Annotated in this window: 17 protein-coding genes; all 17 read right to left on the bottom strand. The window is 33.5% G+C overall.

Annotated elements, in window-relative coordinates:
• Positions 1-6: 6 nt before the first annotated feature.
• The 17 genes from AC0UBM_RS13845 to AC0UBM_RS13765 all read right to left on the bottom strand — a co-directional run bounded on the left by AC0UBM_RS13845 (position 7) and on the right by AC0UBM_RS13765 (position 17894).
• Complete coding sequence (locus tag AC0UBM_RS13845) at positions 7-1071, bottom strand: glycosyltransferase family 4 protein (protein ID WP_475688988.1); 1065 nt, start codon at positions 1069-1071, stop codon at positions 7-9.
• Positions 1061-2458, bottom strand: coding sequence for an asparagine synthase-related protein (locus AC0UBM_RS13840; RefSeq protein ID WP_475688987.1), 1398 nt, complete (start codon positions 2456-2458; stop codon positions 1061-1063). Before AC0UBM_RS13840 ends, AC0UBM_RS13845 begins: the two co-directional genes overlap by 11 nt.
• Before the next feature lie 74 nt (positions 2459-2532).
• Entirely contained in the window at positions 2533-3747 is a 1215-nt protein-coding gene (locus AC0UBM_RS13835; protein ID WP_475688986.1) for a glycosyltransferase family 4 protein, read from the bottom strand.
• A gap of 75 nt (positions 3748-3822) precedes the next feature.
• Positions 3823-5061 (bottom strand): glycosyltransferase family 4 protein, encoded by a 1239-nt coding sequence (locus tag AC0UBM_RS13830; protein ID WP_475688985.1) that lies wholly within the window; start codon positions 5059-5061, stop codon positions 3823-3825.
• A 198-nt stretch (positions 5062-5259) separates the two neighbouring features.
• A complete protein-coding gene (locus AC0UBM_RS13825) occupies positions 5260-6477 on the bottom strand; it encodes a glycosyltransferase family 4 protein (protein ID WP_475688984.1) in 1218 nt (405 codons plus the stop codon).
• An 85-nt stretch (positions 6478-6562) separates the two neighbouring features.
• A complete protein-coding gene (locus AC0UBM_RS13820) occupies positions 6563-7495 on the bottom strand; it encodes a glycosyltransferase family 2 protein (RefSeq protein ID WP_475688983.1) in 933 nt (310 codons plus the stop codon).
• Complete coding sequence (locus AC0UBM_RS13815; RefSeq protein ID WP_475688982.1) at positions 7482-8081, bottom strand: acyltransferase; 600 nt, start codon at positions 8079-8081, stop codon at positions 7482-7484. The genes AC0UBM_RS13820 and AC0UBM_RS13815 overlap by 14 nt, the downstream gene beginning before the upstream one ends.
• Before the next feature lie 122 nt (positions 8082-8203).
• Positions 8204-9151, bottom strand: a complete 948-nt coding sequence (locus AC0UBM_RS13810) for a glycosyltransferase family 2 protein (protein ID WP_475688981.1) — start codon at positions 9149-9151, stop codon at positions 8204-8206.
• A gap of 143 nt (positions 9152-9294) precedes the next feature.
• Positions 9295-10242, bottom strand: a complete 948-nt coding sequence (locus AC0UBM_RS13805) for a glycosyltransferase family 2 protein (protein WP_475688980.1) — start codon at positions 10240-10242, stop codon at positions 9295-9297.
• A 202-nt stretch (positions 10243-10444) separates the two neighbouring features.
• The gene (locus AC0UBM_RS13800; RefSeq protein ID WP_475688979.1) at positions 10445-11359 is read right to left on the bottom strand and encodes a glycosyltransferase family 2 protein; all 915 of its coding nucleotides are present in this window, start codon (positions 11357-11359) and stop codon (positions 10445-10447) included.
• Positions 11353-12258: a glycosyltransferase family 2 protein gene (locus tag AC0UBM_RS13795; protein ID WP_475688978.1), complete on the bottom strand. Its 906-nt coding sequence runs from the start codon at positions 12256-12258 to the stop codon at positions 11353-11355. Before AC0UBM_RS13795 ends, AC0UBM_RS13800 begins: the two co-directional genes overlap by 7 nt.
• Positions 12259-12294: 36 nt before the next feature.
• A complete protein-coding gene (locus tag AC0UBM_RS13790) occupies positions 12295-13158 on the bottom strand; it encodes a glycosyltransferase (RefSeq protein ID WP_475688977.1) in 864 nt (287 codons plus the stop codon).
• A complete protein-coding gene (locus AC0UBM_RS13785) occupies positions 13151-13960 on the bottom strand; it encodes a sulfotransferase domain-containing protein (RefSeq protein ID WP_475688976.1) in 810 nt (269 codons plus the stop codon). Before AC0UBM_RS13785 ends, AC0UBM_RS13790 begins: the two co-directional genes overlap by 8 nt.
• The gene (locus AC0UBM_RS13780; RefSeq protein ID WP_475688975.1) at positions 13957-14664 is read right to left on the bottom strand and encodes a WbqC family protein; all 708 of its coding nucleotides are present in this window, start codon (positions 14662-14664) and stop codon (positions 13957-13959) included. Before AC0UBM_RS13780 ends, AC0UBM_RS13785 begins: the two co-directional genes overlap by 4 nt.
• Positions 14665-14670: 6 nt before the next feature.
• Positions 14671-15735, bottom strand: coding sequence for a DegT/DnrJ/EryC1/StrS family aminotransferase (locus AC0UBM_RS13775; protein ID WP_475688974.1), 1065 nt, complete (start codon positions 15733-15735; stop codon positions 14671-14673).
• Positions 15732-16976, bottom strand: a complete 1245-nt coding sequence (locus AC0UBM_RS13770; RefSeq protein ID WP_475688973.1) for an ABC transporter ATP-binding protein — start codon at positions 16974-16976, stop codon at positions 15732-15734. Before AC0UBM_RS13770 ends, AC0UBM_RS13775 begins: the two co-directional genes overlap by 4 nt.
• Positions 16977-17024: 48 nt before the next feature.
• Positions 17025-17894 (bottom strand): ABC transporter permease, encoded by an 870-nt coding sequence (locus AC0UBM_RS13765; protein ID WP_475688972.1) that lies wholly within the window; start codon positions 17892-17894, stop codon positions 17025-17027.
• Positions 17895-18242: the final 348 nt, after the last annotated feature.

Below are 18242 nucleotides of genomic sequence, written 5' to 3'. Positions count from 1 at the left end.
TATACTTTAAAATTTCAGTTTAAGATAAACGGATTCATATTGAGAGACCTCGTGTGTTATCGAAAATTCACTTTGCACTCTGGTGGCTCCTTTCTTTTTAACTTCCTCATAATAGTCGTTATCACTCATAAGTTTTTTTACCTTTTCTATATAATCTGTAGGATGCAATAATGTAATCATTTGATCTTTCTTTTGCTCTCCTAAAATAAACGCCGTACCACCTCCTGAATCTGAACATAATACGGGTAATTCACAAGCCATAGCTTCTAACACACTAACGGGCATTCCCTCTTGAAGCGAAGGCAACACGAACAAGTCTTGACTACCAAAGACTTCTGGAAGTCGTTTATTTTCAAAAAATCCCATAAAAAACACGCGGTTCTCTAAATGATTAACTTTAAGAAAGCTCAGAAGCCGCTGTTTATACTCGGTATCACTTTTACCATATAAATATAAATGAACCTGTTTTGGCAATTCTAATAGCGCCTGTATTAAAAACAATTGGTTTTTATTTTCATTGATATTACTTACACAGCAAATATTAAATGTATCATGTGGCTTTTTAGGTAAAGGCTTAAATATATTCAAATCCACACCATGGGGTATAAAAGAAATCTTATTTACAAAATATGGAGTGCTGAAAAATTGAGTCTTCATTTGAGGTTGATCATATACAATATGATGAGACAACATACTTTTAATCTTCCAAGCTCGAGACCATGTATTATTTTTTTTAGTATATATATAACTAACTCCCATGAAACGGCATGATAAAGGTTCCAGATAGTTTGATTTATAATCCCAGGAATGTACTAACTGAATTCCATTTTGTATTAATACAGAAGTATAAGCCTTAATGTATTCTAGCTTACCTAATTGACCAGGCTTAGGTAAAATTAAAAGCTGTGATTTATCAATAACAGCTTCCGCTTCTTTAATATGATTATCGACACCTACAAAAATTCTATATTTACTAGAGTCTAAGCGTTGGATAATCCCCAATAACACAAACTGACTTCCTGCTGTTTTAAAATTGGGGATGGTAAATAAAATAGTCAATTTATCCCTCATTATACTTATTATTAAAAGATTCTAACACCAACAACATATTTATAGGATGTGAATATCTAACCGCATCTTCCGTTTTAAAATTAGTATACATCCGTGTAACCAAATCTTGCGACACCCAAGCCAGTAAACCGGGGTCTGCCAATTTTTGCTCCAATGCAGCTTCATTTGTAGCGCCTAAAAACTGTAACTCCCAATTACGTTGTATATAGGGGGCTTTAAATACGGCTTGCCATTCACGTTTTATTTTATAGCGCACCCGATATGGTATATTGTAAGGAAACCTGTTCTTAGAATAGTTGTACAAATTAAAAGGTTTAGCGTCTTGCCACATTATCTTGGCCACCTCTGGCGCTCTAGCTTTTATATAAGCAATTTGTAAGCGACGGTCTTTTAAAAAGGCTTCTGGGAGTTTACATATAAAGGCACACATCCTATTGTCATAATAGGGTAAAGTAATGGGCTTCACTGCTTCAAAAACAGCCAGATTAATTGAGGTCCATCGTGTTGCCCAATACAAACTTTTAAAAGCGCGAATACGGGCATTAGCACTATTAGAAATTGGAATTGCTGTTAACAAGGATAGTATACGGTCCTGAAAATACGTTTCAAAAACACCTCCCAAGTTCCATTGTTTCCACAATGCCTCTGCTAATTCTAATCCACCTTTCTTTATCAATTTATGCTTAATAACGTCCACTTGATCTGATACAGATAGATCATCGGCAACTTTCATATCATCAAATAGCACATCACCCCAATGCCCTAGAGAAAACACCTCACCTAAAGCCTCCAAATCGTCTTTTACAGCCATCTGTCGCGGACTTGTAAAATCAGACTCACAGCGATTGATTGTTGCCAATTCATCAATAACATCCCACAAGTACCCTTCAGGAATGGTATATTTTTTAAACGGAAAGTCACAAACCTTTGCTATAGCTTCTGCAATATCGGTCTCGGCATAGCCACCTTTAAACTGATAACTATAAGCCTGCACCTCGGCACCTATATGCTTTAAGGCTACGGCTTGCGTACGGCTATCCAAACCTCCAGATATTGGCAATATAACACGCTTATCTGCCGTTTGCTCAGAAATAATGGTTTCAAACAAAGTAGTAAACTCAGCCAAAGCAGTCTCAAAAGTCAAGGTAGAATCGGGCGTGTGATGCCATTTAAAATAAGGTGAAGAAGTAAGTAAATAACCATCATCATCCAATTGATGTTCACACCCCGGACGCAACACCACTTTATCTTTCCAATACGTGTCCGTATCTAAAAAAAAACCTGTAGCCGCAAATACGCAAATCGCCTCCAAGTGCAATTCGTGTGGCGCATGCACCTTCGCATAAGTCGGTTGTATGGGAATGATTGGTGTGGTTACTGTTTTCATATGTAATTGCGAGCTAATATAGTAAATAGTTTATAATCCTAGCTACCATTCTAAGAAGGAACAACGAAGTAAACTCAAGACGAAGTGAATTCACGACGATGTAAATCCAATCCCTCATAAATCGCTACAAACCCCAAAATACTATCTGATGCAGCAAACTCCGACTTTATAAACGTATAAGCCTGCTTAGTAATGCAATTTATATCCTGTTCCGAGGTCGCTTTAAGGTCTAGAACCGCAGCTGCCATCGCTTCAGGATCTCGAACAGGGACCAACCATCCTGTTTCTCCAGGAACAACCACTTCCCGCATACCACCGCAATCTGTAGAAATTACAGGCAAGCCTATAGCCATGGCTTCCAACACCACATTTGCTATTCCTTCTTGTAAACTTGGCAATAGCATGGCGTCAAAATCGTGTAAAAAAGGTAATAAAGTAGCTTGTGGCATGGCAGGTGCTAAATGCACCTGATTAACTAAATTAAGTTGCTGTATTTTAAACAATAAGGCTTCCGTATAAAAACTTGGCCCTACTATGGTGTAATATACATTATAGCCTTTCTCCTTTAAAAGGTATAAAACGTCTAAAGCATACTCATAACCTTTAATCCAATGCCAACGCCCAACAGATACCAATGAGATCTGTTTTTTGTTCGAGATGGTATAAGGCTTAAAATAGTTAAAAAATGGAGCCGGTATCGGGGAATGAATCACGCGAATACGGTTAGAGGCCGCACCATACAAGGTAGCTTCTCGTCCTATAGCCTCCGACACGGCATGAAAGACATTTACGTAGGGAAATTGTTTTCGATATACCGTCGCCATTCGGGGTTCTATAATGGGTATATAATTAATATGAGCACCACGTAAACTCACCACCAAAGGAATACCAAACACCGTTTTAAACACCGTATAAAATTCTACATCCCGCGCCCACTGCAAATGCAATACATCAGGTTTATACAATACTATAGGTAAAAATTTAGTAAACCAAATCCATTGCGCATACACACCAGAATGCTCACGTACAATCCCCAGAAGGGATTTTAAATCTTTAGGAGAGGTTAAGGCCAAACGTAAGACCCGACCCCCTGAAACCATAATATTTTTTAGAATCGCTTTTGGTGTACTATAAACATGAATACTTTTAGACCTATAATCCACAGTTTTATTTTCAACCCCAAACAAATACACATCGTGAGTTTCTGCAACCCCTTGTATTAAGTGCTCTATAAAAGTGGTACTGGGTATAGTCCCCGATAAGATTGCAATCTTTAAGCGTTTGGTCATATAGGTATGGCTTCTACCACAAATGTAGTAATTCCTGCCGTCATTACGAGGAGGAACAACGAAGTAACCCAATCGTCATTGTGAAGAGGAATAGCAAAGTAAACCCAACGACTTATACAACTCCAACATACCTCCTACACTCTTATCCTCATGGTACGTGGTTTTAACCAACTCATGAGCCGCAAATCGCATGGCATCTAATGCCTTTGGAGACAACCCCACAAACCGTTCAAAGGCATTCGCCAATGCATCTACATCCCGTATTGGCACCAAAAGCCCGGTTTCTCCGTCTAAAACCACTTCAGACATCCCACCACAAGCACTAGAAATCACCGGTAACCCCATAGCCATAGCTTCAACCACAACATTAGCGACACCTTCACTAACACTTGGCAATACCAAAGCATCATAATGTAACATGGCGTCAAACAATGGGGCTTGAGGCATGCCACTTTTAAATTGCACCACATCGCGCAAGCCCATAGTATGGACTTGGAATAGCAAATCTTCTGGCACCTTCCCTTCCGCTATAATCGTATACTTTACCGCATATCTCTTGGCCTTAAAAGCATGTACCGCCGAAATAGCATAAGCATAGCCTTTCACCCAATGGTGTCTACCTACAGATACTAAATGTAACTCCGGAGCTATTACTGAAGGGGCTATTTTAAAAAGGGCTTTTGTAGCATTGCGATTAAATTTAGCAAAGGCTAAACTCGGAATTGAGGTGCGAATAACATGTACGCGACCTGCAATAGCGCCATAAGATTTTGCCTTTGTTGCTAAATCTTCAGACACCGCGTGCACGGCATCAACCTGTTTAAAATAAGTATGATAGCGCGCACCTACTTTGGGATCTATATGTGGCATTACCAATAATTGCGAGCCCAAAACACTTACTACAAACTGACAAGGATATGCTGTTTTTAAAAATTGCCACCGGTCAATCCGTGCCGACCACTGCAAATGAAAAATATCTGGCTGATGCAATAAAACAGGAACAAAACGTGAAAAACGCATCCATTTAATATAAAATGTCGGATAGCGTTTGGCTTCTGTAATGGCTATTTTTAATAATCTAGGAGATAAAAACAGCAATTGCACCGTCCGTATAAAGGTTAAAAAGAGATTATGTATTGTTGAATTTGGCGTAGGGATAACCTGTATGTTCTTTGAAGTATAGGTCACAGCTTTCTTTGGTGTACCAAACAACAACACCTTATGCTCTTTAGCAACGCCTGCAATAAGGGTTTCTATAAAGGTGGTATTGGGCAATACCCCCGTGTAAATGGCTATTTTAAGTGGTGGTTTCAATAATTAAAATTTTATACAAATCTGAATTGATGCAAGTCCGAACTAAGCACACGTCTTCTTAATTTATAGATAAATTGAAATATTTTTCATTTATTTTTTATCGGAGATACAGCGATACCATAGAGAATAAAGCACTCTACTTTTTCAATTGTTTTTAAAAAACTAGTGATATTCTATTTATTATTTTCATTCTACTCATTAATATTTATCAAAGAATAACCTAAAACTTCTATTAAAAAAAATAATTTTTCGTTTGATTTTTATCTTAGTACATAAAATAGGTTTTAGAGCAAGTTTTAAACCTTCTTTCTTTTTACCTATTTTCAAGACTTGCAAAGATTGACTCAAATCATCATGAAGTAATTCTATTTTTCTTTGTTGTTTCGACAATCTAGTTTTTTTTGTACGGTATTCCCAAGTTTTAACATTGGAAGACTGCCATTCTGAAATAGTATTTTCAAAAAGTTCTTTATACATAAAACCTAATGATTTCCATGAATAATATTTGTAAGCTATTTTTTTCGCTTCTAAGGCATAATTCAAGTATACGTCATGATTTTCTTTTAATAATACTAAACCATTTAGTAAAGCGACGACGTCACCTTTTGGACATAAAACCCCACCTCCTTTTTCTAATGCATCAGCCGCTACCCCTACAGTTGTCGAAACCACGGGTATCCCACTTGCCATAGACTCTAAAACAGGTAATGGCCCTCCTTCATAATCTGAAGTACATAAATAAACATGAATTAATTCAAAAAACTTTAGAGCTTCACCATCCGCAGTTAATTTATGATGGGTATATTTTACGCCCGATTTTTTTAAATCTATAAAATAAGTTTCCCAACCACTCCCTTGCAATACTAATTCAAAATCTACATCTTTTAAAGCTAGTTCTTTAAATATCTCAAGAGCTATATCTATACGTTTTCTATTATCTTTTCCAGGATAAGATCCCATCATACCTATTTTAAAGGTTCCTTCACCAGAATAAAGATTTGAATTTATAGACTTAAAATTATCTGGCATAATACCGAGTGATGCCTTAACAACCTTTGTGTTTGTATAATTTTTTAAATAATTTAACCACTCATTAGACACAACATGTATAACATCTGCATATGAAGCTTCTTCTATTTTATATGTCTCATCATTACATATATGGTGAACTGTAGCTATTTGAGGAATCGAGATATGCTTATACGCAATCTTTTTATCATCGTTTAAATGCCCCACATTAAAAAGCCAATGCACTATATCTACCTCACGAAGTAAAGTTTCAAATTCGCTGTATCTATATTTAAACTCATGTATAGAAAAAAAATAAATTTCATCATCTGGCAAAGCTTCTACGATTCCTTTAGCTATAGCTCCTTCAGACCAATGAAAGCCACCCGACACTAATAAAATTCTCATTCTTTTAAATAGTTTTTGTTAAAATTAAAAGATCTCTTTCAATTCTTTTTGTATAATTATTATTTACTAAAGAGTTAATGTCCTTTTAAATTTTATTATTAAAAAACATAAACAACAACTGTAATAAATGAATCATATCTCTAAAATCATGTTTAATTATTCTACCCGACATGTACACTTTCTTTCTAATTCCAGGACAGTGATTAATAAACAATTTACGATTATATTTATACTCAATTCGGTAAATTAATTTAATGTCATCCTCTGTAAAAAAGGAATCACCCCACTGCAACAAGGCTTTTGTTAACTTCCTATATAACAAAAAAGGCTCTAAAGGATCTGCCTCCCTTGTTTTCGACATATTATTTGGATGTAATCTAACATATGCTAGAACTGTGTTTGTATTGTGTAATTTATAAAAATAGCTCACTCTTCTCCAAAATTCCCAATCCTCTGCTAATGTAAAATTGATATTAAAGTATCCTACTTTATCAAACACTTCTTTTTTTAAAATTGGAGTAATGGACTTCGTCCTATTTTTTTCCAAAAAATTTTTAAACATTTCTCCATCCTCATATCCTTGATGACATTTTACTTCATCAAGAATTTCACCATATTCATTTATAAATCCCACGCATCCTGTTACAAAAAACAAATCAGGATCAGTATTAAAAACCTCCAATTGTTGCTCTAACTTATCCAATACCCAATAATCGTCATCGTCACAAAAAGCAATATAATTTCCTTTGCTCCTTTTAATCCCATAATTTCTAGAATCTGGTTGTCCGGTATTTGATTTAAAAAAATAGGTGCATTTTGAAAATTCACTACAAATTAGCTTGTTAGCATTTGCATTTACAGAATTAGAACCATCATCTATAACTAGAATCTCTATATTAGTATAGGTTTGGTTTTGAATACTTAGCAAACATTCCTCTAAATATTCCTTTCTATTGTAAGTTGTTACAACTACACTTATTAAAGAATTTGCATCACCCATCATTTTACTTCCATTCAATATTATCTTTAATTACTTTAGCAGGAACTCCGGCTACTAAACACCTAGACGGTACATTTTTATTCACCAAACTACCTGCCGCAATTACAGCACCATCCCCAATAGTAACACCTTTAAGTATCGTTACATTAACACCTATCCATACCCTATTCCCAATCTTTATGGGTTGTGCCAAATCGCTTTTTTCTAGTTTTGTCCCTATTTGATGATTATCAGAGTCACGTATAGTAACATTTTCTGAAATAGCGACGTTTTCTCCTATTTCTATATGCTTAAAACAACTTAAATTTAAGTTATGATTAATATAACCACTCCCTAAAATTAGATTTGCATCTTTGTTAATATATATTTTTGCACCAGAGTATATTCTAAATTTATTTTTGACTATTAAGGATGCTTTTTCTCGAATAACCAATAGGGATGGAAATCTATCTTTTCTAGACCAAGTAGCTCCTAATGTTAATTTATTATTAGGTATTTTCAAAACAGCTTTCGCATTAATATCAAATTTCACCAATCGTGTTTTTATAATACCCCACCTATTCTTATTTAAAAAAAATATGCTTTTTTTTATTAATTTATCCATTTGCTAAATATGTACTTTCCTATTTATACTACCTCGATTCAGGAGAAATAAAAATAGTAATATCTTTTTTCTCTTCTAATTTAGAAATTCAACTTGGTTAATTGTATAGTTAGGATATAATATTATTTTAAATATTTATTTAGTTCTTCTTTAAATTTATACCCTCCTCTATTAAAACAGAAATAAGACAGACCAAAAAAAAGTAATTTAGTTTTAAATCCTAGACTAATATTTTTTATTAAAATTATTTCTTTGAAGTATAATAACATCTTCTTTTCATTCAATAGTATTTTTATATTATTTAAATATTTTCTTAATATCAATGCCTTATTTCCGTTATTTGTTTCTGTCACTGAGTTATAAACCATTTTCCACACATTTATTTCAGAAAGAACATCTTTAGTTTTTTTATTTTTGTACTCCTCACTTATAGAATTTTCATGCCTTCTTATTCGTACCAATATTTTATTAACATTTTTTCCAACATATTTCTTATTGTGTAATGTTCTAAAAACAAAATCCAAATCTTGAGCTCTTGTAAGAGTTTCATTAAACAGTACACCTTCAACTATTTGTCTCTTATAAAAAAAAGATTGTGTATTTAAAACAATCCCGTTAACAACAAAAACATTAGTTAAATCACTAACTTCGCTAAATTCATATTTTTTAATAGTGTTATTTAGACCGCCAAAAAATTCAAATCCACATATTGAATAATCATACGAATGAGAAATTATCGATTTTAACTTATCCTCAATACCACTATTAACAAGAATATCATCACTATCAAACCACTGAATATACTCCCCTTTACTAACCTCAAAACCATAATTCCGTGCGGCATTCCCTCCAGGTAAACGGTTTGCGGGTCTATGGTGATATTGAAAGCGCGCATCTTTAGCACAGTATATAGCCATTAATCTATCGGTGCCATCTGTACTTCCATCATCTACCACAATGCATTCCCAGTGAGGATAGGTCTGTGCCAAAACAGAATCTAAAGTCTCACCTATTAAATGCGCACGATTGTAAGTAGGAATAATTATAGACACCAATGGGGTAGTCCTCATATGTATTGTATTTTAATGGCGTTGCTAATATAGGAATTTTGTCGAGGTTTCACGGCATTGCCAACCCAGTGAAGCAATCTTAAGAATATTAGGTTTCAATGTCACAGATTAATTTATGCACCTTTTTCTTAACAATGAAGCAATCACCTAAAAAACCAATACCCTTTTCCTAACCATTTATAAGACCATAAGCCTAAATACGTTTTAATAACCCCCATATAATCCTGATCGGCTTTTTGGCTCCGTATTAAATCTTTTGCTAAAAGGATTTTAGAAACATCATCACGTGTAATTGCCAATTTCACAAAGTGCTTTCGGCGTTGCAATATAAAGTGTTGTAAAATAGGAACACCTTCTGGGTAATAGTGCCCTAACAAAGCTAGATGCTTATATCTGGTTTTAAAGTCTGCGGTAATTAAAAGCACATCTAACTGAGATAATTGTTTCTGCAACGACTGCTTATGTACACGGTATTTAATTTGAGCATCTAATAAAAAAACAAGACTAGGGTTTTGGTATAACATCCGTAAATTAAAATCCCAATCTTGTATAATGGGTAAGTGTTCGTCAAATAGCTCCATTTGCTGTTCTAAAAACGAACGTTTCCAAGTAGGACCATCTGTATAGAAAGCAACGTCTCCTACTAAATACGCAGGTATAAGCGGTGAAGCTTCAATAGTATTTTGGCCTAAAGGGTGGTTGGTGTCACCATCAAAACGCAACATCGGACTCACAACAACATCGGTACCTGCTTTAAAACAAGAAATAATGGTTTTTAAAGCGTCTGTCACATATAAATCGTCACTATCAAACCAATTAATATAGTCGCCTCTGCTGAGTTCAAAACCATAATTCCGACAAGCATTGCCCCCTTTTGGTCTGTCTTTTGGTCGGTGGTAATATCGAATCCTTGAGTCGTTCTTACAATAATTAGCTAGAAGCTCATCCGTACCATCAGTACTCCCATCATCCACCACTATACATTCCCAATGTGTGTAGGTTTGCCTCAAAATAGAGTCCAAGGTCTCTCCTATTAAATAGGAACGATTGTAGGTCGGGATAATTATAGACACCAAAGGGGTATCGATCATAATGGGTTGTAATTTTAGTTAGGCTAATTTATGAAAAATTATAGTGAGATGGTAAAACATCACTGCTAACGCAGTGAAGCAAGCTTATAAATATAGGCGGGATACTACAATTGACTTAATGTAATGAATTTAAAGGCATATAAAAAAGCATAGATAAAAAGCATGACCTTATACAAAACTCATCTTTAATCGAATTCTAACACTACAAATAATGATTACCTTGTAACATATTCTGGCGTCGACTCCTAATAATATCATCTTTTGCCTTTAATAATAAATGTAAAGTTTTTTTATGCTGGCTTGCTCGACCAAAACGACCTTGAAGTTGAAGTTTTAAAATACTTTTTTTAAATTTTTTAATTTCATAAAACATGTCTAAATCTGTTAAGATATTGGCGTATTTCAACTTGAATTTTCTTACCTTTTGATTATAATAAATAGCACTAAACTCTTTCCCTTCTTCTGCCTTACGGTGTGCACGATCATGTATAACATACGATTTAGGTAACACGCCTATTTTTAAACCATGATACAGCACGCGCTGACAGTAATTATCATCTTCTGCATAATGAAAAAACAATGGATCAAATCCACCTACCGTTTCTAAACATTCCTGAGATAACAACCATGCCGCCGCATTTACGAAAGGCACCTCATAAACCTCTGATTTGGTACGGCTTAAAACATAATCAGAATAGAACTGTCCTGTTATTTCTTTTAGCATAAAATTGGAGAAATTCTTATCTAGTTTTGTTCTATCTCCTGTAATATGAATTGGACTAAGAATTCCGTATTTTTTATTTTTCTTCTGAAAACAAACAAGTTGCTCCAGTACATCATCAACTAAATAGGCATCTTGATTTAGCAAAAACACCTGTTTTGCTCCTTGATTTAAAGCATGTCGTATCCCTATATTGTTAGCTTGTCCAAAACCTTTGTTTTCCGATTGCTGTAATATAATGGTTTTTGGAAAATGAGTTTTTATATATTCTACAGTATGATCCGTAGACCCATTATCTACTACAATTACAGGATAAGACTTACAACTATTCAAACAAGTGTCCAGCCATTTCATACCATTATAAGTAACAATTATTATATAAACATTGCCTAACATATTCTTCTAATTTTCTTACCCAATTTTGCTTTAAACTGAAACAAAGCATTAATCCAATTATATTCTTTTCTCATCAATTTAATCCTCGTATTCTTATGTAAATACCAAAAATATTCTTTTAAAACTATACCATTGTATTTTTTATAGTCATTTGTCCCTTTAATATTATTAACATTAGTTGCCTGTTCTAAATGCAATCTAAACTTCACTAAATCCTCGTTAATAATGGCTATTTTGTATTTTTTTAATACACGGTAACAAAATTCATAATCTAATACTTGATTTAAGTCCGTTCTATAAAATCCTATTTTATGCACAATATTTTTTCTAAACAATACAACACTTGGTTCGCCTATTTTATTATTTAAAGGAGGTTTTAGAAACAGTTTAGACTTAAACAGCGTGCGATCCAAAATTTGAATATTATTTATCACTTCAAAATCAAGACCTTTCTGCAAATCCTTATATGTTTCTATCCAACGCTTTGTATCTTCTCTTAAAGAATTCTCATCTACGAGAAACATACGTTTTGAAGCAACCATAGCTATTGTTTCATTTAATTCTAAAATACCAACCATCTTTTCTACACAACTTGGCACTAACACATCATCTTGAAATAAAAACTTAATGTATTTTCCTGTTGCTTTTTCTACACAATGATTCCAATTTGCTCCTATACTATTAGGTTCATGTGCATATATATGAATAGGAATAGTAGTCTGCTCTCTAAAGGTTTCTACAATATTCAATGACTCGTCTTTAGACGCATCATCGGAAACTATAATCTCTAAATTAGGATAAGTTTGTTCTATAGCAGATTGCATGGCCTCAGCTATAAATTTAGCGCCATTATATGTGGGGATGCAAATGGAGACTAATGGTAAATAAATCTCTTTCATAGTGTAAAACGCTTGGACCGAGCTAACAAAATGTTATTACTGCAAAATCTGTCTTATTTTATTCTTAAATCTAACAACCAAACTAGGATTGTGAGGTAATTTCTTTTTTAAATTGTTAATAGTTGCTTCCAATATATTTTTAGTTTCTAGCTCTAAATCTATATGTAGTAAAACCAAATTAAAACTTTTTATAGTATTTAAAATACGATGCTCTTGGGTTTTTAGAGACCATAATCCATTATCATGTACACGATAAACCCCCATAACGGTATGAATTTTTTTTATCTTTTTATCTTTAACTGCTAACATATAAAGTACCCAATCCCCTAAAGGTGAATCCTTAAACCATTCTGGAAGCACAAAATCATTCAGTAATACCACTGAAGGAGTATGTATATAATTGCCTTTTACCAAGCTAGTAATACTTGTAGTTTCTAGAACATTTCTACTTATTTTATCCTCTTCAAATCTATTTTTATTTTCATTAAAAATGTTTACTTCATGAAAACAAATGCCATAATCCGTATTAGCCTCCAAAAAATCAACTTGTTTCTGCAATTTTAAAGGGTCTGTCCAATAATCATCACCTTCACAAAGCGCTATATATTTTCCTTGGCAGGCTTTTAAATTTTCTATAAAATTAAATCGGCCCGTTGGCTTACCGTTTATTTTAATCACATCTTTTCTAGAACGCAAAAACAACCTAATAATATGAGGAAATTTCTCAGCATAACTTTTACAAATAGCTCTAGTTCCATCACTACTTTCGTCTTCTCCTAAAATAATTTCAATAGAAAAATCAGTTTGTTGCATTAATATACCATCTAAACACTGCCTTATATAGCCTTCTTGATTGTACGTTTGTACACAAACACTTACTAAAATATCTTTATTATTCATTTAAAAACATTTCTAATTCTGTCCTTTTTAAATCTTTTTGAACATAATTTATTATATGATCTGGTAATTTTTGCCAATCATTATCTTTATTTTTTTTCTTATACACAGAATAAGCATCGTCATGATTTATGGTACTACTCCTAGTAATAAAATCGACAGTCTCATTTTTAAATTCTAAATCTAAAAATCTAAACAACTGTTCTATTATAGGAGTTGTATTAGTGAGTAATTCAGAATAACGAATAATACGAACGCGATTAGGATATTCTTTCTTCAACCTAAGAAATAGCAATGTAGCTTCTTTCCATTTTAAATATCCATTATATTCTTCAGGTTTATCTAAGTTTTTTTTTGAAGCATTTAACCATTCCTCATCAAAAAGCCACCCCTTTTCTTTTCTAAATTCTTTTGGAGCTTGATACCAACTATACAAAACAGCCAATGGATTTCTTATTAGTAAAATTAACTTTATCGTGTTATCCTTAGCTAACATATTTTCTAATACATGATGATATCTTACCTCTTTGTAACAAATATGCGTGGGGTCTTCATCTGTATTAAAAGCAGGTATGATACCTGTTTTTATACCCACTGTTTGATTAATAAAACGATCCTCGGAGGATGCTATATCTTCAAAAAAACTGCTGATGTCTTCTCTTGTAGATGTTGGAGTAACAACACCCTTAAAAGCATAAGAAAATAATGGCTGATATTTAAAAATTACTTTCGGATGACTATTTAGTATATTGCCTAGCCAAGTAGATCCACTACGAGGTACACTGTGTATCGCAATTTTATTCATATCAATGTATACTGATTTAACATGGTTTTAACCTCATCCTTACTATTAAACATTAAAACGTCTATAATAGATAAATTAGGTATAAAATCACTTTCAAATTGATTATATATTATGTCATCCGTTTGTATAAAGTTTAACATTATACCTTCAGCAAAAAACTCTTCTTTATCGTATAATTTTATTCCTCCTTTTGGATTTATATAATGATAAGACTGTTCTTTTTTACAGATATCAAAAATTCTTATCTCTTTTTTTAAATCTTCATTTTTATATACCGTAGAACTATTTATTATTACCGTATCTAAACTCAAATAATTACAAATTTCAACAATGCTTAACCTTAGAAAACTTGAAAGGTTATCAACATCATTAGAAATAATATTTTCTAGCAAAGTATATATTTGGGTAAAATAGGGTGCTTTCAAATAGCTTTGTTTTATTTGCTTTAGTATCTTTTTCTTCCACACTAATTCACTATTAACCTCTATATCTTTTATTTTTTTAAACGATGATACTTTCTTTAACAACACATTAATTCTTAAAGATTTGCCTTGACAGAGTATGCTATTTCTATTTATATAACCGCCCTTAATAAAATTTACATCATCATATATTACAAAAGTATCCACAGCATTAATTAATTGAAAATAACCAATGTAAGGAAAAAAATAAGGTTGCATTATAGCAATTTTCTTGGTCTTCATTTTACTTTATACAATTTGCTTAACAATTTTATCTAATTGAATGGCTTCTAATCCTACAAACAAAGGCAAACACAAAACCCTTTTACTAATAGATTCACTTATTGGACATGCATTTGTGGCTCCAAGATAATCTAAGGTATTTAAACTAGGATAAAAATAACGTCTCGGATAAACATCGGCTTTATTTAGTTTTTCTTTTGCGAGAAGCAAAGCGTCCTCCGTTCTAAAAATCACGGGAAAATAATGATAATTCCAAAACGTACCTTCCCTTAAACGCAACTGTTGTAAAGGGATAGTGTTTAACAATATTTTATAGTAGTCTACTACCTTTTTCCGTCCTTCAAAAATAGAATCAACGTGGTTAAATACGGCCAAACCCATCGCGGCTTGAGGTTCGCTCATTTTGGCATTAATGCCTAAACCATTTAATTCATCCGGGCCATCATGACCAAAATTATGATGCAAATACATTGTTTTAAAATATTCTGGCTTACAAAATAATGCACCACCCTCCCCTGTATGGAATAATTTGGTAGCGTGAAAACTACACGTACTCACATCGCCATAATTAAAAAGAGATTGCCCTTTATAGGTCACCCCAAAACAATGTGCGGCATCATAAATCACTTTTAATCCATGTTTTTTGGCAATAACATCAATAACTTCTACGGCACATGGATTACCAAATACATGTGTAGCCATAATAGCTGTCGTGTTTGGAGTGATAGCTGCTTCTATTTTAGTTTCGTCTATAGTTAAATATTCCGGATGGATATCCACAAATACTGGATTACAACCTTCCCAAATAATACTGCTAGTTGTAGCCACATAGCTAAAAGGCGTGGTAATAATGTCGCCTTTTAATCCCAAAGCTTTAATCGCTATTTGTAGTGGTAAAGTACCATTAGTCATAGCTATAATATTAGGTGTTCCTAGATAATCTTTTAATTTGCCCTCTAATTCTTTAACCAAAACACCCCTGTTTGTCATCCATCCTGTATCCCAAGCGCGTTTTAAAATGCATTGATATTCGACTTGAGGAGGCAAAAAAGTTTTGGTTACGTTTATCATTTAATTTTTTTAATTTCATTAGAAATAGATTCAAAATTAGAGTTTAATAAAAATGGCTCCCAAGTTTCTTCCTCATGAATAATTTGAAAGGGTAGAATATCATTTATTCTGTAAACAGGTTTCTTAGTATGGCGTTCCATTACAGCTAAATTTACAGAATACAAACCTTTAGATAACTGTAAATTATTATGAGAAGCCTTAAAAGCTATAATGCTATTATGTAACACAGATAAATCGTTGTCATTCGACTGATATCTAGCAACTGAGCGCTGTTCTTTATCAACAAGAATAACATGAAACTCATAATCCTTAACAGTCGAGAGTATCTTAAATTCAAATAAAAACTGAAGCTTGTCACCTCTATCTAATTGAGCTATTTTATCTTCAAATATGTTTGACAGAACCTCGCTATTTATTAACTCTATACTTTCATCAGTAAAGACCACAGAACTTTCGTTATTAGCAAAACGCCTATAATACAAATCTATAGCCTTACCAACATCTTCCCCTTGAAACTGAGCACAGCCATGCTCCATTAAAATTATTTGAGAACAAATACGAGACACCATGGGCATACTATGGCTTACAAATATAATTGCAGTACGAGGTAAAATGGTATCTATCGTTTTAAAACACTTTAAAACAAACCCTAAATCACCAACAGCTAAAACTTCATCTATAATTAAAACATCCGGTTGCATTTGTGCTGCAACCGCAAACCCTAAACGTACTTTCATCCCAGAACTATAATTTTGTACTGGCATGTCTATAAAGTCTTCTAACTCGGCAAAAGCAATAATAGCCTCTAGTTTATTATCAATTTCGGAACGGCTAAACCCTAAAATAGCACCATTATTATAAATATTTTCACGACCACTTAAAATCGGATTAAAACCTGCTCCCAATTCAATTAATGCCCCTACACGACCTTTTATGGTTACTTTTCCTTCATCGGGGTTAATTAAGCCGTTTAGTATTTTAAGCAACGTACTTTTACCTGCGCCGTTATGCCCTATTAATCCTAAACATTCGCCTCGACGCAGTACAAAATTAATGTCTTTTACTGCCCAAAATTCTTTAGGTCGTAAGGTGCGTTCTTCACTAGATCCGCTTACGCCACGTATTAAATCCTTTACACCATACCACAAACTGGTTTTAAGATCCTTGCAAAACTTTTTACTAAGGCCCTCGACCTTAACAAGGACATCGTTATCGGATGCTATTTGAATTGTATTAGACATGTAATTTATAAATCTTTCTGTTTAAATATGGGTGTTTACTCTAAATACCTACGCACTTAATCGTTCTACTATAATAGGAATGGATAGGCGATATAATATTAAACCCAAAAATAAAAACGGGACGCAAAACAGTAAAACAACTATAAAATAATTTAAGTAATGGGGTACAAAACCAACAATAAGGTCTCGTGCAGTGACAATTATAGGAGTAATGGGGTTCCAAACCATAAGGGTTTTCATAAGTCCCGTTTTTGGAATCGAATATACCACTGGTGTGGCATACATTAAAAACTGCATTCCAAAGGTTATAAACTTACCTACATCTTTATACAATAGCCCTATTGGTGTTAAAAATAAACCAATAGTAGAACCAAAAAGTATAGCGCCCAAAATAGCAATGGGAAACAGTAACAGACTCCAATGAAACCCCACGCCGTAAATAAACACAAACAATACTAGCAATAGTATTTTTATAGCACTATCAAACAACAACTTATAAATCCCAGATAGCAACAAGGCTTCTTTAGGAAAGTTAATTTTAGTAAGTATCCCTTTAGCAGCTTGAGTACTTTGCATAGGCGAATTAATAGAAGCCACTATTATAGACCAAATTAAGGTCCCCGAAAAAGCATATACCGGATAAGGCACACCTGTATCCGACAACTTAATAGTCCCACTATTATTTAAGAAAATCCAAACCGCAGCAGTAGTTATCGGGATAATAAACGCCCATATAATCCCCAAATACGATTGTCTATACATCGCCTTAATATCTCGCTCTGCCAATTGCCGTGCTAAAAAACGAGACTTAAACATATCTGTTAGACTCGCTTTTAAAAGAGCACCAAATTTAATGGTACGCTCTTTTTGATACACTCTAATTTCTAGCGGTGTGGTGGTTGGGTTAGTTGAATTCAATCGGACTGCTTTATTAATTATGCTAATATAATAAATGCATTGGTATTTTAAATTAGGTTATGCATTTAGTTACCGTTTTTGAAGCAATACAACAAAGTCCCCCCTAAGAGCACAAAATAATCTCACAATTATAATTAAAATATCAAACACCTCAACACCCCAAAACGGCCTACTGATAACTCATCGTAAAATGTGAAGAAGACACCATAAAATTCTAGCCACTCCGAACCCTTACTGTCATTCCCAGGCACGAAGTAATCTCACCCTTTTTAATTTTAACCAACAAATACGTTATTAGTCCGCCCCGGCCTATCGAAAACTCATCGTAAAATGTGCAGTGAAGCCTCC

It is taken from the genome of Formosa sp. F44 (assembly GCF_056238645.1).
This window is presented reverse-complemented; position numbering and strand designations above follow the sequence as displayed.

What these genes read in the sequence shown, in the direction of transcription:
- AC0UBM_RS13845 (WP_475688988.1), bottom strand. Translation starts at nt 1,071, where the DNA reads ATGAGGGATAAATTGACTATTTTATTTACCATCCCCAATTTTAAAACA.
- AC0UBM_RS13775 (WP_475688974.1), bottom strand. Translation starts at nt 15,735, where the DNA reads ATGATAAACGTAACCAAAACTTTTTTGCCTCCTCAAGTCGAATATCAA.
- AC0UBM_RS13810 (WP_475688981.1), bottom strand. Translation starts at nt 9,151, where the DNA reads ATGAGGACTACCCCATTGGTGTCTATAATTATTCCTACTTACAATCGT.
- AC0UBM_RS13795 (WP_475688978.1), bottom strand. Translation starts at nt 12,258, where the DNA reads ATGAAAGAGATTTATTTACCATTAGTCTCCATTTGCATCCCCACATAT.
- AC0UBM_RS13815 (WP_475688982.1), bottom strand. Translation starts at nt 8,081, where the DNA reads ATGGATAAATTAATAAAAAAAAGCATATTTTTTTTAAATAAGAATAGG.
- AC0UBM_RS13790 (WP_475688977.1), bottom strand. Translation starts at nt 13,158, where the DNA reads ATGAATAATAAAGATATTTTAGTAAGTGTTTGTGTACAAACGTACAAT.
- AC0UBM_RS13825 (WP_475688984.1), bottom strand. Translation starts at nt 6,477, where the DNA reads ATGAGAATTTTATTAGTGTCGGGTGGCTTTCATTGGTCTGAAGGAGCT.
- AC0UBM_RS13780 (WP_475688975.1), bottom strand. Translation starts at nt 14,664, where the DNA reads ATGAAGACCAAGAAAATTGCTATAATGCAACCTTATTTTTTTCCTTAC.
- AC0UBM_RS13840 (WP_475688987.1), bottom strand. Translation starts at nt 2,458, where the DNA reads ATGAAAACAGTAACCACACCAATCATTCCCATACAACCGACTTATGCG.
- AC0UBM_RS13805 (WP_475688980.1), bottom strand. Translation starts at nt 10,242, where the DNA reads ATGATCGATACCCCTTTGGTGTCTATAATTATCCCGACCTACAATCGT.
- AC0UBM_RS13770 (WP_475688973.1), bottom strand. Translation starts at nt 16,976, where the DNA reads ATGTCTAATACAATTCAAATAGCATCCGATAACGATGTCCTTGTTAAG.
- AC0UBM_RS13785 (WP_475688976.1), bottom strand. Translation starts at nt 13,960, where the DNA reads ATGAATAAAATTGCGATACACAGTGTACCTCGTAGTGGATCTACTTGG.
- AC0UBM_RS13835 (WP_475688986.1), bottom strand. Translation starts at nt 3,747, where the DNA reads ATGACCAAACGCTTAAAGATTGCAATCTTATCGGGGACTATACCCAGT.
- AC0UBM_RS13800 (WP_475688979.1), bottom strand. Translation starts at nt 11,359, where the DNA reads ATGTTAGGCAATGTTTATATAATAATTGTTACTTATAATGGTATGAAA.